The sequence below is a fragment of the Mucilaginibacter sp. AK015 genome, assembly GCF_014200785.1.
Taxonomy (GTDB): domain Bacteria; phylum Bacteroidota; class Bacteroidia; order Sphingobacteriales; family Sphingobacteriaceae; genus Mucilaginibacter.
This window is the reverse complement of record NZ_JACHCV010000005.1, coordinates 114,917-131,283: the sequence shown is the minus strand read 5'-3', so window position 1 is coordinate 131,283 and position 16,367 is coordinate 114,917. Positions and strand designations below refer to the sequence as shown.

General features: G+C 44.5%; 7 protein-coding genes. 1 reads left to right on the top strand and 6 read right to left on the bottom strand.

All coding sequences use genetic code 11. From position 1 onward, the window contains the following. Positions 1–175: 175 nt before the first annotated feature. Together HDC91_RS17945 and HDC91_RS17940 are read right to left on the bottom strand one after the other, a co-directional pair. Entirely contained in the window at positions 176–2,209 is a 2,034-nt protein-coding gene (locus HDC91_RS17945) for a glycoside hydrolase family 65 protein (protein ID WP_183554532.1), read from the bottom strand. A gap of 5 nt (positions 2,210–2,214) precedes the next feature. Further along, positions 2,215–3,543: a vanadium-dependent haloperoxidase gene (locus tag HDC91_RS17940; RefSeq protein WP_183554530.1), complete on the bottom strand. Its 1,329-nt coding sequence runs from the start codon at positions 3,541–3,543 to the stop codon at positions 2,215–2,217. Positions 3,544–3,746: 203 nt separating this feature from the next. Between HDC91_RS17940 and HDC91_RS17935 the strand changes: the two genes are divergently transcribed. Continuing rightward, positions 3,747–4,685 (top strand): hypothetical protein, encoded by a 939-nt coding sequence (locus HDC91_RS17935; RefSeq protein WP_183554528.1) that lies wholly within the window; start codon positions 3,747–3,749, stop codon positions 4,683–4,685. Positions 4,686–4,691: 6 nt separating this feature from the next. Here HDC91_RS17935 and HDC91_RS17930 read toward each other — a convergent pair whose 3' ends face one another. The 4 genes from HDC91_RS17930 to HDC91_RS17915 form a co-directional block, all read right to left on the bottom strand. After that, positions 4,692–8,027 (bottom strand): VCBS repeat-containing protein, encoded by a 3,336-nt coding sequence (locus HDC91_RS17930; RefSeq protein WP_183554526.1) that lies wholly within the window; start codon positions 8,025–8,027, stop codon positions 4,692–4,694. A gap of 6 nt (positions 8,028–8,033) precedes the next feature. Further along, on the bottom strand, positions 8,034–11,330 hold the full coding sequence (locus HDC91_RS17925) for a VCBS repeat-containing protein (RefSeq protein ID WP_183554524.1): 3,297 nt from the start codon (positions 11,328–11,330) through the stop codon (positions 8,034–8,036). A gap of 86 nt (positions 11,331–11,416) precedes the next feature. Beyond that, positions 11,417–12,955, bottom strand: a complete 1,539-nt coding sequence (locus HDC91_RS17920) for a RagB/SusD family nutrient uptake outer membrane protein (protein WP_183554522.1) — start codon at positions 12,953–12,955, stop codon at positions 11,417–11,419. 13 nt (positions 12,956–12,968) lie between these two features. Then, a complete protein-coding gene (locus tag HDC91_RS17915) occupies positions 12,969–16,004 on the bottom strand; it encodes a SusC/RagA family TonB-linked outer membrane protein (protein ID WP_183554520.1) in 3,036 nt (1,011 codons plus the stop codon). Between the last annotated feature and the right edge of the window lie 363 nt (positions 16,005–16,367).

Here is a 16,367-nt window from a genome sequence, read left to right as displayed (position 1 = left end):
TTGATATTGTTACAAATAACTGCCTAAACGTCAGTGCGAGGTACGAAGCAATCTCTTCACATACAAAGCGGGATGCGAAATCTGGAGATTGCTTCGTACCTCGCCATGACGCGTGGAGAAAGGGACACGTGTGGGATAACCGGTAGAGATACGAAGTACCGCGCCCCTACATTATTTACTTTACGGTATAAGTTGCCTTATTAACACCAACGCCGGTAATTTTTAAGGATCTCCAGTTAGGCGGCAGCGTGCTCTTTAACTGAATTATTCCTGTTGGTGTAATATCCAAACCGCCAAAGCCCATCAGCATAGCCTGAATAATACCGCCCGCGCCTGTGGCGAAATAAGGGTTGGTACCACCCTTGGTTTCGGCAATTACCCTAAACGGCGGGTTAAGGTTAGGCTCGTATGCCTCCTTAAACCATTTGTAGGCCTTTTGGCCATCACCTAAACGGGCATAAAGCAGCGCGAACACGCCCTGTGTCATGGCAGGGGTACCTTCGTTAGGTACGCGTGTCTCATAATACTCAAGGTCTTTCCTGATCTGCGCCGGGTCGGTTATGGTTTTAAGTGGATAGGCCAGCAGGTTCACGTCCGCTTGTTTGATGCCCTCGCCTTTGTATTGGGCGTGTTCCTGCGTTACGCCGTTAGCCATCTTTAAAATGGGGATATTATTGGCAACGTGTACCCAATCGGTATCGGCCTGCATACCCAAAATTTTTGCGGCGGCTGCAGCGTTCATCAGGTTAGCCTGCGCGGCAGCATTGGTAAAGGCGTTATTATCAATATTTTCGGCCCACTCGTCCGCAGCAACTACATTTTTGATATCATAATGCCCGGGGCCGTTACGCTCTACCCGGCTTGCCCAAAAATCGGCGGTTGCCTGCAATATCGGCCAGCCCTTATCGTGCAGCCATTGCCTATCCTGTGTTACGTAATAATAGGCCCATGCGGCATTGGCTACATCAGCACTTATATGGTGCTCGAACGGGCCGCTTAAGGCCCAAACGGGCGTTTCCTCTACGCCGCTATCGGCACTTTCCCAGGGGTACATGGCGCCTTTATAGCCATGCGAAAAGGCATTCTTGCGTGCGTTCTCTAAACGTTCAAAGCGGTATTCTACCATTGATCTTGCTATTTCCGGGTGCATCACCAGCATGGCCGGGAACATCCACAGGTCGGTATCCCAAAATACATGGCCATTATATCCCAGGCCTGATAAGCCCATTGGCGATGGCGACAAAGCAGTACCTGCACGCGAGAACGAATAAAGGTGATACAGCATACTATGCACATCCTGCTGAGCCTGTGCATCACCTTCTATCTGTATATCGCTTTTCCAAAGTTCGTCCCACGCTTTATTATGAAATTGTATCAGCCTGTCGCGGCCTTCCAGTTTGGCAAAAATGGTTAGGCGTTCGGCCTCATTTAGCGGATCGGCATGGTGGGCCGATGTTATTGATGAACCCGTAACACCGTATTTATAGGTTTTCCCGGCGGCTATTGCACGGCTAAACTTCATCAGATGCATGTTATTGTCCCACATCTCGTGGATAACGCGCGGTTCTTTACCATGCTCCTCGTTAAATAAAAAGGAAGTAGAGGCACATAACTGCAGCTTACCCGTGGGGCTTTTTGCCGTTGAGGTTAACAGGCTGATAGTTACATGCGGACGATCGATCTCGTTATAATAATTCTGTACATCCTTTAATGCATCGGGCGCTTCCATAACGCTGGCAGCGGTAATATTAATGGCCTTTTTTGCGGTAATGGCAACATCCATCAACACTGTAAATGGTAATTGCCTTAACGAGTAATATGTGTATTTAATACTTGCCTTATCGCCATAATCAAAGGTGGTGGTCATAGCCGCATGCTGCATATCCAGTTCCTGCGTCATGTTGCTTACCATTTTAGCGTCCAGGCGCCTGCCATCAATCTCCAGGTACATGTTCAACAGGTTAAAGCTGTTTAAAAAATTGCTTACACGGCCCCGGCCATATAGATCGTAAGCGCCGGCAAGCACCACGTTCTTTACCTTAAATGGCTCGGGCGACGATACTATGCCGATCATGCCATTGGCTACCGTTATGCCGTAATAGTTGTTCGGGTCTATTTTATTAGCCGTAATAACCCATGGGCTTATATTTTGTGCCGATAACGACCATGTTAAAAACAGCGCGGCCAGCAAGGCAAATATTCTTCTCATCCGTTTTATTTTATCTTCAGGTGCAGTTTTTGGTTCACCAGTTCGCCTATTTTACGACCTGACATATTGCCGATGATACAGGCATTCTTGTAATGGATACCGCCATACACCCGCGACATAGAGGCTTCCTGCGCCGCGGCCCTGAACGATGTAAAGGTACGCGCGGGTATGCCAAACTCCGATTCTGAAGCGTCGGTATAGGCCAGGTTGTCGCCAAAGCAATGTGTCAGCACTTCAGCGGCGGCGGCAGATATTACGGCGTGCCCACTTATGTATTCCGGAAATGGCGGGGTTTGAATATGCGGTTTCCAGTCGGGGTCAATCAATTTATTAATCACCGTTTCGGGGCGAACACTATTGGCTTTAAATTTTACATACCAGCAGTTTATAAAGGCATCAAACAACGCTATAGACGATTGCGTGTATGCCGCAACAGTCGTCCCGAAATCAGAGTTCTTTATTTGTGAACCGATACCGGCAATATTCATCCAATGCCCCGCCGGCCCAAACTTTTTTGTAGCGAACATGGCGTGGCCTACAACATTCATTTTAAAGGCGTTATCATCCCAAAAATCAGCCATGTGTTTTTGATCAGTTGTTAAGCTGTCGCCTAAGGTTTTCACTTCCATTACAGCTTTATAAAAGGGGCTGTTTTTATCGGTCATATTATAAGGCGGTGGCTCGGGCGCGGGTATCTGCGATGCCGAATCTAAAACCATGGTGCGTATTTCGCCCCAGTGCGGTTCAAGCGCCTGCGCATACATGGGCGGCGTAGGCACCCAGCGGCCATCTTTACGTGTAACGGTGTATTTACTTGCCGACCGGGTTTGCGCGTAATTATCATTTTTACTCCACGCCATGATATGTTTTGCAACAACGTCTGAATAGGCCACAGAATTTTCAAACACGTCCGATGGCATGCCGGCATTCTTAACTTTCTGCTTTAGTTCATCAATATAAACAAACATGCTGCCCTCAGGGAAGGTTACAGCATTGCCTACAAAACAAAACGCTAACAGTGATGCAAACTGGAAGTCTATTTCCTTACCCTTTTCGGGCTGCGGAACGGCCGGTAAATGTTTTATTTGCCCGGCCAGCGACCGGTAATGCTGCGGGTCGCCGGCGGCAATAACCTCGTAAGCGGCAATATTGGCATACACATAATTGCGGGATGCGATAACCGGCGGGAAATTATTTTCGAGCACTATATCATTTAATTTTTTTACGGTAACGCGGTAAAGTTCGGGATCGTGGGTAACCTTTTGGTAGTCGGGCCTCTTACAGGATGCGAATATTAAAATCACACCCGCAATCAAAAACAGGAAACGGTTCATATAAAATCTTAGTTTAAAAAAATGATGGTGCCACCCATCAAAACACATCGGTTTTCTTGGATTACAGGCTAATATAGAGTTTTTTCGCCAATTGATAAGCACATAAATTGTTTGATATTAACCCGCTTAAATAATTACTTTTACGGCGCAAATTAGCCACCCGACACGGCTTTTGGCGCCGTTTTATTGTTTGTGTATTTTATATGAAAAAACCAGCCCTGATAACAATAGGCTTACTGCTTTTAGCCTTTATAAGCGTTTACTACATCATCCCTCAAAAAATAAAAACGGCGCGTGTTATTGAAATAGATGCTACCGACATAAATGTGGCAAGGTTCCTGGTTAATAAAAAGCCGTGGAGTAAGTGGTGGCCGGGCCAGCATAATACAAGCGACAGCAGTATGTTTATGTACCAGGGCGCCAGCTATCACTTGCTTGAAAGCACCAACAGCGAGATGAGGCTAACCATCAGGCGCGGCAATATTGAACTTAACAGCCAGGTTATTTACGCTACAACAGGCGAAGGCATGTGCGAGGTTACCTGGTTTACCGAGATGCAGAGCAGCACTAATCCTTTTTTACGTATTGCCCAATACATAAAAATTAAACGCGTGACAAAAAACATCGACACTTTATTAACTGCTTTTAAAAGATTCATGCAAACAGAAAAGAACGTTTATGGCATGAACATAAAACTCGCCAAAATCAAAAACCCTATTGTACTGGCGTCGACCACGCACACCGCAAGTTACCCTACCCCTACGATTATTTACAGTTTGGTAAGCGACCTTAAAAAGCAAATAATAACACAGGGCGCCCTCGCCGTAGATTCGCCCATGATGAACGTTCATAAGGACGAAAAAAATGGGTTCGCGGTGATGGTGGCTATCCCTATTAACAGGCAAATAACACCGGGGACTAATACCGTAATAAACAGGTTGGTTAAAGGTGGAAACGTTTTGGAAGCCGAGGTTACAGGCGGTAAAAATACGGTTGCCAATGCTTTTAGACAGGTTAAGCGCTATCAAAAAGACCACGGGCTAATATCGCCGGCAATGCCATATGAATTATTGATAACCAACAGGCTTGCCGAAAAAGATACCACTAAATGGACAACCAGAATTTACTGGCCTATTTTTTAAATGCGCTTATTTAGTTATGAGCATTAACTTGCCATCGTAGGTAGTAATAATGTAGCTGCTGCCGTTGTTGTTTTTGTAAGGGTACAGGTGTGTTATTTCCTGCGAGTTGAACATATCATTCAACCAATATTCGGGCATTGCAAACTGTTTTGCGCGCCTGTCATAATGGGCGGTTACCAACCCCAAAGCGTCATACTTCCCTTCGTATGGCACAACTCCCCAAAAGTTACCACTCAGCAAAACGTCGCCTTGCTTGTTATTTATCGGAAGAATTGACCGTACAGGCGCCTGCTGGTACAAATAAGGGAGCGCAGTAATTTCTTTAGCGTTTAAAACATCGCTTATAAAAATAGTACTGAACTGATTAGCAGTTAATCGGCCGCTATCGGTAAGGTTATCTTTAAAAATCTCGGAAGTAGTTTTATCCGCCATTTTCTGATAGCTCAGAAATTCTTTTTTCAGGTAGGGGAGTTCCTGCTCCAAATCATTCTTCGGGCGGAAAGGGTAATACTCACCTTTATAAAAGTAGGATAGTATCAGGTCATTCTTACCATCCTTATCTACATCATTATTGTAGGCGTATAACGGCTGATCGGGGTTTACGTTATATTTGTTATTGGCCCCCCAGTTACCAGCCAACAGATCGGCCTTACCATCTCCGTCTATATCGGTCACAATTGCCGATTGCCACCAGCCGGTTTGGCCGTCAAGCAGTGCCGAAGAGAACTTGACCAACTTTTTATTCTTGTTCAGGAATATCTGCACAGGCTGCCATTCCGAACTGATGATAATATCGTCGGCGCCATTATGATCGATATCAGCGGTAGAAATATTGCTTATAAAGCGTATACCGGTTAAATCAGCGAATTGCTTTGCAGGAGCTACACTGAAATCGCCCCCCCCCTTATTTAATAACACTACCGATGTTGCGGCCATGGTATAGTCGCGAAAAGGTATGGTGCTGCTAAAAAACAGATCTTTTTGCCCGTTACCGTCAAAATCGTAAACCAGTATTTTTGATACCAGCGCATTTACTTTGGGCAAAGCCTGGTATTCAAATTTAAAATTACCCTTGTTGATGAAAAGCCGCGGAGGTGTCGTTTTTTCAAACTCGATAAACGGGTGATTGGCAGTCAGCACTATCAGGTCGGGCAAGCCGTCGTTATTTATATCGGCCCACTGGGCTTCGGTATCACCATGACCTTTAAACTGGTTAAATGCTTCAACAGTTATCTTTTTAAATGTACCGCCCTTGTTGCCCGCTAAAATATATTTTTCTTCTCCCGCTATTCCGCCAACATAAATATCATCCATACCATCGTTATTGGCATCGGCAACCGCTATGGCCGGCGTATGTGGCAAATAGGTGTGTGGTAAAAGATTATAGTAATTAAAGTCGGGCGTTTCAAACGGTTGTAACGTAGCTAAAACATTTGCCTTTACATCCGTGTAGGTAAACTCACTATGGCCTTGTATGTAGCCGGTAATAAATTGCCCTACATCCGCCACGGTCTGCGTTTTTTCTTTTACGTAAGTTATAACGGTTTTTTTGTTTAGGGCAAAATCCCTGATCAGCTGATACGAGTTATCAGGCCAAAGCACCATCAGTTCTACCGGTTTGTCGCCGGGCAAAAAGGTGAAGAGCAGGTTATTGCCCTGTGTACTTTCGTAAGCGGTACTGGTTTGTATCTCTTGGTGGTCTACCTGTTTTACCGACCGCATAAATAGCTTGGCGCCAATACCATCGGGGTTGGCTTTGGTGTATTTAACGCTTAATTTCATAAACGATGGTTTGGTATCCTTGCTGTTTTCCATCGTCATGTTTTGATAAATGTAAGCCGGAGCGTCCATATTATTGGTTACCAGTTCAAGGTCGCCGTCGTTATCCAGGTCAACCGCTACCGCGCCTGCAGATATAGACGGGTCCTTCATATCGTTGCCTGCAGATACATCCTCAAATTTCAGCTTATCCTCGCCATGGTACAGGTAGTTGTGCACATCACCATCAGGCATTAAATTTATTTTCTCCTTATCAAAAAACCGGCTGGTTTTAAAGTCTTTAATAACGTTAGGGTCGCCCAGATACTTCAGGTAGTCCATATCGTTCAACCGTTTTTTTATTCCGTTCGAAAAAAACATGTCCTTACGGCCGTCCATGTCAAAGTCCTGCACCAGCGGCGACCATGTCCAGTCGGTTGCCGACACGCCCGAGTACAGGGCCAGGTCAACAAATTTTTTACCGTTGCCCACATTCAACTGTAAGCTGTTTTTAGAATACTGATAGTAATACCCCGCGTTAACCTCCTGGTTATAAATATCAAGAGGCTCATCGTTTATGGTTGATTTTAGCGCCCTCATTTCCTCGGGCAGCATATCGGTGCTAATCACATCAAGGTGGCCGTCCTTATTAACATCACTTAAGGTGTTGCCCATTGAAAATAAGCTGGTATGCCCAAAGGCATTTTTCATTTCCTCTTTAAACGTGCCGTTTTTTTGGTTGATATAGTAATAATCCTGCTCAAAAAAATCGTTACTTACATAAATATCATCCCATCCATCGTTGTTCAGGTCGCCCACGCTAACGCCAAGCCCGTAACCTATCGGTGCGGAGTATATGCCCGACCCTGCGGTCACATCTGTAAACTTGTTGCCGTCGTTACGAAACAGGTGGTCGCCCGCATCATGGCTGGTTTTAAAACGCAGGGTAGAGTCGCCATAGGTATCGTTACTATGTACGGATGATGTTAACAAAAACATGTCCAGATCGCCATCCTTATCGTAATCTGTAAATGAAGCCTGGGTAGAAAAGCCCGAAAAATCGAGCCCGTACTTAGCGGCGCTCTCGGTAAAAGTAAGGTCGCCGTTATTTATGTATAACTGGTTATGCCCCTTAAAACCTTTGAAGTTGGCCACTACGCAAACATAAATATCTTTTAAACCATCACCATTTATATCAACAACGGTTACGCCGGTTTTCCAGTTACCCGTACCGGCCACGCCTGCTTTTGCCGTTATATCTTCAAACTTTAGACCGCCTTTATTCAGATAAAGCTTATTAGGGCCCTGGTTTGATACAAAGTAAATATCCTCGAGCCCATCGTTGTTAAAATCGGCTGTTGCTACCCCGGCACCGTTATAAAAGTACAGGTAATCGAGTATGTTCACCGAGTCGGTAACGGTGTTTTTGTTTACAAAATCAACGTGGGTCTGTTCCGCTGTAAGGAGCTTAAAAATGCCATTGCCGCTTTTTTTTGTTTTGCACGAAATCCAAACAATAGCGCCTGCAAGCGCAACACAGCAAATTATTACGATCTGTTTTTTGAATAGTTTAGCCTTTAGCATATATGCTTAACGTAGTTTGTAAGCTTTAAGCTTATCATCATTCATCCCAAATAAGTAGTACTTATCTCCCCGGCTGTTCTTTATCATCAATGATGACCTTACCTGACCGTTAAGTTTAACGCCACTTATTGCAGGCGGAATATAAACAAATCCCTTTTTAGTATACTTATAAATTTGCCCGTAACTTGCATCAAGGCGGCCCACCTCGGGCTTAAAGCCATAAAAGTTACCGCCAAGCATAATAGACGGCGTGCCGCTATGGTCGATATCATCGCATAAAATAGTGCCCACGTTTGAGAGCTGCGCGTGGTATGGCAGCGGATTATCTATAAATCTGTTATTGCCATTGTTGATAAACACCGCCGAGGCCAGATAATTTATTTCATGCATTTCAGCTCCTGATAACATCTCGTCAGTGAAAACTTCGTCAAAGGGCTTCCCTGCGTAATCTGCATATTTCAGATACTTCTTTTTCAACATGGGTATTTGGCCGGTAAGGTCGGGCTTCATGTGAAACACATAAGGTTTATGCTGGCGATATATTGATGTGATGCACTCCTTGGTTCCGTTGCCGTCAAAATCCTTTATATATATCTTCATAGGTTCGGCCTGAGTTGCCCTAAATTTGGAGTTAAGGCCCAGGTTGCCCGCTATAATATCTAATTTCCCATCGTTGTTGATATCGGCAATTGCAAGGCTGCTCCACCATCCTTTGTAACCGTCGAGCTGATTATCCGGCGTAAATTTGCCATTATTATTGCGGTAAATTTTAATACCCATCCAATTGCCTGCAATTACCAGATCGGGGTAGCCGTTGCCGTCAATATCTGCCCACTGGGCCGCTGTAACCATCCCGGGTTTTACGTCACCCAACACTTGTTTGGTTACATCGGTAAAGTTGCCTTTACCATCGTTGTGCATTACGTAGGAGTTTGGCGATACCGCGTAGGTGCCGGGTACGCTGCGCCCACCAATAAACAGATCGGGGTGCCCATCCTTATCATAATCGCAGGCTGCTATAACCGATGCGTTCACCGACACAGGAATGGCTTTTTGCGGATTACGATGCAAGTTGCCTTTACCGTCGTTTTCGTAAAACCGCGGAAAATAGATATTTGTGCCCGCCTCTTCGGCATTGCCACCCACTCCAATTATCAGGTCTTCATCGCCATCGCCGTCGAAATCGCCAAATGCGGCTCCGGCGTTTTCAAGATACACCTGTTTTTCCAGATCAGGCGGAATGTACTGCTTAAACCTGCCGTTCTTTTGCTGAACATATATAGCAGCCGGACTATCTTTTGAACTGCCGAAATAAAAATCGGTGAGGCCGTCTTTATTGATATCGCCCTTTGCCATATACGGGTTTTCGGTTGATAGCATTTGCAGCATCAGTCGCTCGTTATCAAAATCAATAAAGCTATCTTCGGTGTGCTTTGGGACGGTATCGAACAGGGTTGTGGCAGTTTCGGTAAACAAGGTTTTTACAGCCGGTTTCTCAAAATTGTATTGTAGTGTAGCATCGCCAATTTTAAACGTGTAGGCTTTGTTTGCCGGTATGTTTTTTACAACCTGGCACTTACCGCCCGGCCATATCACTTGTACTGAATCGGCCTTTGTAATTTTACCTATGCCTATGGTAATCAGGTTGGGCGATGTGCTGCTCTCGAAACCCCGGGTTGGCTGCTGATAATACATCACTGACGCATTTTTGGCAAACACCTTTATGGTGGCGCCCACCCCAAAGCGGTTAAGCCCCTCTCCCTGTAATTTTAGCTGTATGTAATTATTATGCAGCTTTTCGGCATTATTTTTATAAATAAAAAGCGGCGAGTTTACGTTGTTTACTATAAGGTCGTTATCACCATCGTTATCAAGGTCGCCGTATGCGGCGCCGTTGCTAAAAGCAGCTTTATCCAGCCCGTATTCCTTTACTTTGTTGGTAAAAGTAAGGTCGCGGTTATTCGCATAGGCGTAGTTTACCAGCGGAGTTGATACCATTTTATCAGCGAAGTCTTTATAGTTAAACTTCCGCTTTTCGGCAATTTTATCCATGCTTTCGCGATTACCCAAAAACTCGATATAATCCTGGTCGGTAAGGTCTTTAAATATCCCGTTTGATACAAAAATGTCTTTCCAGCCATCGTTATCCATATCAAAAAAAAGTGCGCCCCAACTCCAGTCGGTAGCACTAACCCCTGCCTTGAACGCAATTTCAGAGAACGTGCCATCGCCATTGTTCAATTGCAGACAGTTTTGCATAAACTGGTTGTAGTACCCATCGTGCTGTTTAAGCTTAATTACATCAAATGATTCGAAGGAGGTCATTTGTTTCAGGCGCTTGTCGCCTTCGGGTAACATCTCGGTAGTAAAAATATCCGGGTGGCCATCGTTATTGATATCGGCAATATCAGACCCCATCGATGCAAGGCTCAAGTGCCCCATTTCAGATTGGATATCTTCCTTAAAAGTACCGTTGTGTTGATTAATGTAGAGGTAATCGCGCTCAAAAAAGTCGTTTGAAACGTAAATATCGGGGTAACCGTCCTGGTTAACATCGGCAACAGATACGCCCAAACCAAAACCTATATCACTTGAAAATATACCGGCCTGTTTGGTAATGTTTGTAAAGTGCCCGCCATCGTTACGATACAAATGTGCCCCGCCAAGTTCATCAACCCGCGCCCGCAGGTCCTGGCTGAAATCAAACGATCCGATAGGCCTGAACGAATTATTTAAAACGAAACAGTCCAGATCGCCGTCGTTGTCCAAATCAAAAAATATTGCCTGGGTTGACAGTCCGTTATCCACCAAACCGTATTTTTCAGCTTCTTCTTTGAACGTACCGTTATGCTGATTTATGAAAAGCTCATTCCCTTTTCTATCAATTACGTTACCGCTATGGCAAACGTATATATCCAGCCACCCGTCGCCGTTAATGTCAACCATGGTAACGCCGGTGCTCCAGTATTTAGTGCCTTTAACCCCGGCCTTATCGGTTACATCGTCAAATTTCCAGTTTCCCCGGTTCAGGTATAGCTTATTGCCACCCTGATTTGAGGTAAGGTAAATATCATTCAACCCGTCGTTATTCACATCGCCAATGGCTACACCGCCGCCATTATAATAATTACGGAATGTGAACACGTTGGTTTGGTCTTTTTCGACTAATTGGTTTATAAAATTCACACCCAAATCTGCATTATCCTGCAGCGTAAAAAGCGGGTTTTTTACATCGTTATTGTGGCAGGCCGACAGCACTATAAAAATAGCGACAAAGGGGTAAAGGCTGGCTTTTTTTAACATTGCAGAGTATACAAAAAAACAAACGTAGCGAATCTCTTCGCTACGTTTAAAATCAAATATAACTAATTGGAAACTGGTTTCAACTGTTAGTAACCTGGGTTTTGCTTCAAGTTAGGGTTGGTATCAACAGCACGTTGTGGTATAGGGTACAAAGTGCGTGTTTTGTCAGAAGCATTCGGGCGCTGATCAACCGGATCGTTAAATTTACCAAAACGGATAAGGTCATTTCTTCTCCAGCCTTCCCAGTAAAGCTCACGGCCGCGTTCTGCAAGCAGGTCTGCTTCGGTCACACTGCCTAAGGCTGTGGCACCGCGAGGTGTGCGTATAGCGTTAACAATAGCCACCGGTGTTTGGCCATTAGGATCGGTACCACCGCGCATGATTGCCTCCGCTTTTTCTAACAACACATCAGCGTAACGCAGTATTACGTAGTCGTTATCTTCTCCGCTATCGGTAACAGTTCCGTCAGCATTTGGGTGTGGAAAGTATTTAAACACCCTGATACCCTGAGCTTCGGTTGAATAGTTTAGGTTAACTTCGGGAGTGAACACCAGTGGCGTACCGCTACGTTGTGTTAACTTTTTACCACCCGGGCCATATTGCTGACCAACAGCAAAACCCGCCCTTAAACCAACTTTATCTGTTAAGCCCGGATAAGCAACACCGCGGCGCTCATCTGACGACTGGAACGAGTTGTAGAACTCTGCAAGCGTTGTAAAGCCATTCCATCCATCGGGTGTTTGGTTATAGTGCAAGCCCATTTTCCAACGGTTTTTAGCCGACCCCGGAACGTTTGATGGGGTATTGTAGATACCGAAGATGTTGCCGTGAGATTTTTCTGAGTTATCCCATGCAAAATCCTGGAAGTATTTACCAGCCGGCTCTAACGTGTAGCCTGCGGCTGTAATTTTATTGGCATATTCTATAACCTTATCCATATCCTCTTTAGGGAAAGTGAAAGGCCCGCCCACAGTTGCTGCAGTATAAACCGCTTTGTTCAAGTAAACTTTTGCTAATAATGCCTGTGCTGCTGCTTTACTTGCTTTACCAATGTTTGGTGCAGCGCCTAAATTTGCTTCGGCAAACTCAAGATCTTTGATGATGAACGCTGTAGCGTCGGCCCTGTTGAATACAACCGGTATGGCAGAGTTCGGAGCATCAGGATCGCGGAAGGGTTGCTGTCCGTACAAATCTACTACCTGGAACATAAAGTAAGCCCGTAAAAAGCTTGCTTCGGCTTTTATCTGGTTATCAGTAGCGCGGGCTATCACCTGGCTTGCACGGAACACCCCAATGTTTAACTGATCCCAGGTATCGCTTACCTGGTTGTGCGACGGTGTCCAGGTGTGTGTGTGTAACTTACGCCAGGTACCAAAATCTCCCCAGTCAGTTCCACGTGTCGGGCCCATCATTTCGTCAGTTGAGTGCTCTTGCAGGGCATATGTGTTAGCCTGATCTGTTTGACCGTTTAATTGAGAATACACCCCGTTAAGATCCGCTGTAGACGATGCGTTGTTTGGATCTATAATTACCGAGCCGTATGTTTTTTCATCTAATTTTGCGCAACCTGCAGTGGCTAACAGAACAAAACTGCAAATCGTCGCTCTTAATGTTATTTTTTTCATACTAATATTTTTTTTAGAAACCTGCATTTAAACCTAATGTGAATGTACGTGCGCTTGGATAAGAAGTGTAATCTATACCCCTTGATGGCACGCCATTTCTTTCTTTATTTGTATTAATTTCTGGGTCAAGGCCGCTGTAGTTAGTAATCAGGAACAGGTTTTGGCCTGTTAATGAGAACCTGAGTGTTTTAAATACCTTACCATTTACAGGCACTGTATAGCCAACAGTAGCGTTGCTTAACCTTAAGAAATCACCTTTTTCTAAGAAACGGGTTGATACCTCGCCAGAGTTAAGTGCATTTTCGTTTGTCATGGCTACTGCTTTTGTTACGTTACGACCACTAACAAGGTTGCCTTTGTAAAAGAAAGCGTTAGCTGTGTTATTGTAGATATAAAATCCGGTAGCTCCGTTCATGAAGAAGCTAAAGTTAAAGTTTTTATATCCGAAACTGTTTGTTAAACCAGCGGTAAATGTTGGCAGCGGGCTGCCTTGGATGCTCGATACGTCGATACCTTGAGGGTATATACCGAAACCATCAGGGCCTAAGCCAGAGTAGTTTGGAACGTTAAAGCTATAAAGCGGGTAACCGTTACCAATAAACTGCGCGTATGCACCAGATAAGCCCTGGCCATCAATGTTACCGGTTATTACGTTACGTGCACCAAAATCTTCTACCCTGTTTTTTATAAACGTCATGTTATAGGCAATATCCCAGGTAAAATCCTTACCCTGTACTGCGGCAAAGTTTAAGCCTACCTCAACACCGGTATTTCTAACATTACCATCCAAGTTTCTCCAGATGGTTGTAGAAGAAGCCGGTTGTGCAAGTATGTCTAAGAATAAAAGGTCAGACTGCGATTTGTTGAAATAATCTACGGTACCGTTTAAACGGCCTTTAAGTACGCTGAAATCGATACCGGCACCATAAGCGGTTTGGGTTTCCCATTTCAGGTCGGGGTTATCGGCACCTATTGTGGCGCTTGACGTACCCAGGTAATTGCTCTGTCTTAATTTTTTTGAAGCATATGAAGGGTAGTCCTGGTTACCGGTTTTACCGTAGTTTAAACGAAGGCTCAGATCATCAAATATGCTTTTTGGAGCAAAGCTTTCATTGCTTATGCGCCATTTAGCTGCCAGGGCCGGGAAAGTTGCATATTGATTGTTTGTACCAAAACGAGACGACCCATCGCGCCTTACAGTAGCGGTTACAATGTAGCGGTCTTTATAAGAGTAATTTACACGTGCAAAATACGATTGTAATTTATAGCTGCTGCTGTCCAGACCGTTCCTGTTACTAAAATCGTATGGCATGTGGTTTTTAAACTTGTCAAAATCTTTCACAAATTCGCCGGGTGTTGCAGTGCCCCAGGCCAGGTTACCACGGTTAAAGTTTTTAAAGGTTTGATATGAATAACCAACTAAAGCTGTAATTGAGCTGTTGTCGGTCCATTTTTTATCATAGTTTAAGGTATGCTCAGTTGTTAAGTTGGTAACTTCGTTGTGTACCAATATGCCGCGGCCGTTGCCGGTTGCCGACGGAACTTTAAAATCGCCTATGTTCGATTCATCGGTAAAACCAACAATTGTAGGATCGTAATACGTTTCCCGCTGTCCCCTCGCTATATCCGCGCCGGCATTGCCTTTGTACGATAAACCTTCAAATAATCTTATCGTCATGGTAAGGTTATTCAGGTAACGGTTAACGTTATCGGTATCATCTATCTGGTTTAATAACGAAACCGGGTTTCTGAAGGTGTTACCTTTAGGGAAGCCATTTTCGTAGCCGTTTAATGAGAAGTACCTGCCCTCGCTGTCAAACACAGGGATGGTTGGGTTAGTTTGAATTGCAGCACCAATTAAGCTACCATTAAAGCCTGCGTTGTTGGTGATAGGCGCAAACCTGTCTTTAACATTAGAGATAGTTGATTGCAGATCAAATTTTAAGCGCTCGCCAAAAAATGATTGCGACGCGTTTAAGCGGCCGGTTAAACGTTTAAGGTCGGTTCTTTTTATGATACCTTGCTGGTTATCATAACCTATTGAAGCGCGATAGTTACCGGTATTGCTTGCACCGCCAAAAGCTAAGTTATAGTTTTGAGATATTGCGGTACGAAGTATTTCTTTTTGCCAATCGGTATTGGCACCATAATCTACACCACCCTTAGCAACAGTGCCGGGGTTTGAACCAACACTTTTTACGCCAGCTAAAAATTGCTGACGATTAAGCAGATCGTAAGTTTTTGCGGCATTAGAAATGCTTGTGCTTGCGCCAAACTGTACGCCCTGCCCTTTGCGGCCTTTACGGGTAGTAATTAATATAACGCCGTTTGCACCACGCGAACCATAAATAGCAGAAGCCGACGCATCTTTCAATATTGATACATTTTCGATATCCGCAGGGTTGATAAACGCCAGCGGGTTACGTGCAGATGAGCTACCTGCACCACTATCAAAACCGCCGGAGGTACCGCCATTGTCTAACGGAACGCCGTCAACTACATATAACGGGCTGCTACCCGAACGGATAGAACTGGCACCACGTATGTTTATGGTAGCGCCTGCGCCCGGCTCGCCGCTTGCCGGTGTTACCTGCACGCCGGCTATACGGCCCTGCAATAACTGCTCGGGAGTAGCGATAACACCCTTGTTAAAATCTTTAGGGCTTAACGAGGCTACAGAACCGGTTGCATCTTTAACACGCTGGCTGCCGTAACCTATTACAACTACCTCGTTTAAAGAGGTGCTTGAAGATTCGAGCGAAACAGATAAGGATGTTTGGCCGTTAAGCGGAACTGTTAAGCTTTTATACCCAATGTAGGTAAAAGTTAAAGCAGTAGTTCCTGCCGGTACCGAAAGCCTGAAAGTACCATCAACACTGGTTAATGTTCCGATACCACCTGCCGCGCCTACAGATACGCCGATCAGCGGTTCCCTGGTCTTGGCATCAGTTACTTTACCTGTAATTGCTGTGTTTTGCGCCAGGACCGGCTGAACAAAGAGGCAGGTTAAAGCAAAAAAACATAATGTGAGTAAGTGTTTAAATTGCATAGTTTGTGGTTTAATTAATAATTGGTTATATAAATTTAGTACATGGTTTTGTTATTTACTAATAAAATATTCGGGTTGCATATAAAATCGGCCATAAAAAATGACACGGCGTAATAGGCTGTCCCTGTAAAACTTAATACTTAGTACGGTATATAATTGGTTTATAGCTTTGCTTTGTAAAGCAACAGATATAAGTTAAATAAACATTTGTCGCCTAAACTTCTTATCTCTATACAAAGATGTGTGTCCTGCGCCTCATTCCCTACTACTTTGGTGCGTTTATGAAAAAATATAAGCTTTATAAATATTAAAACCCTAATTTACAGTTATTTATGTTGCTTTTTTTAGTAAAAAATATAATCA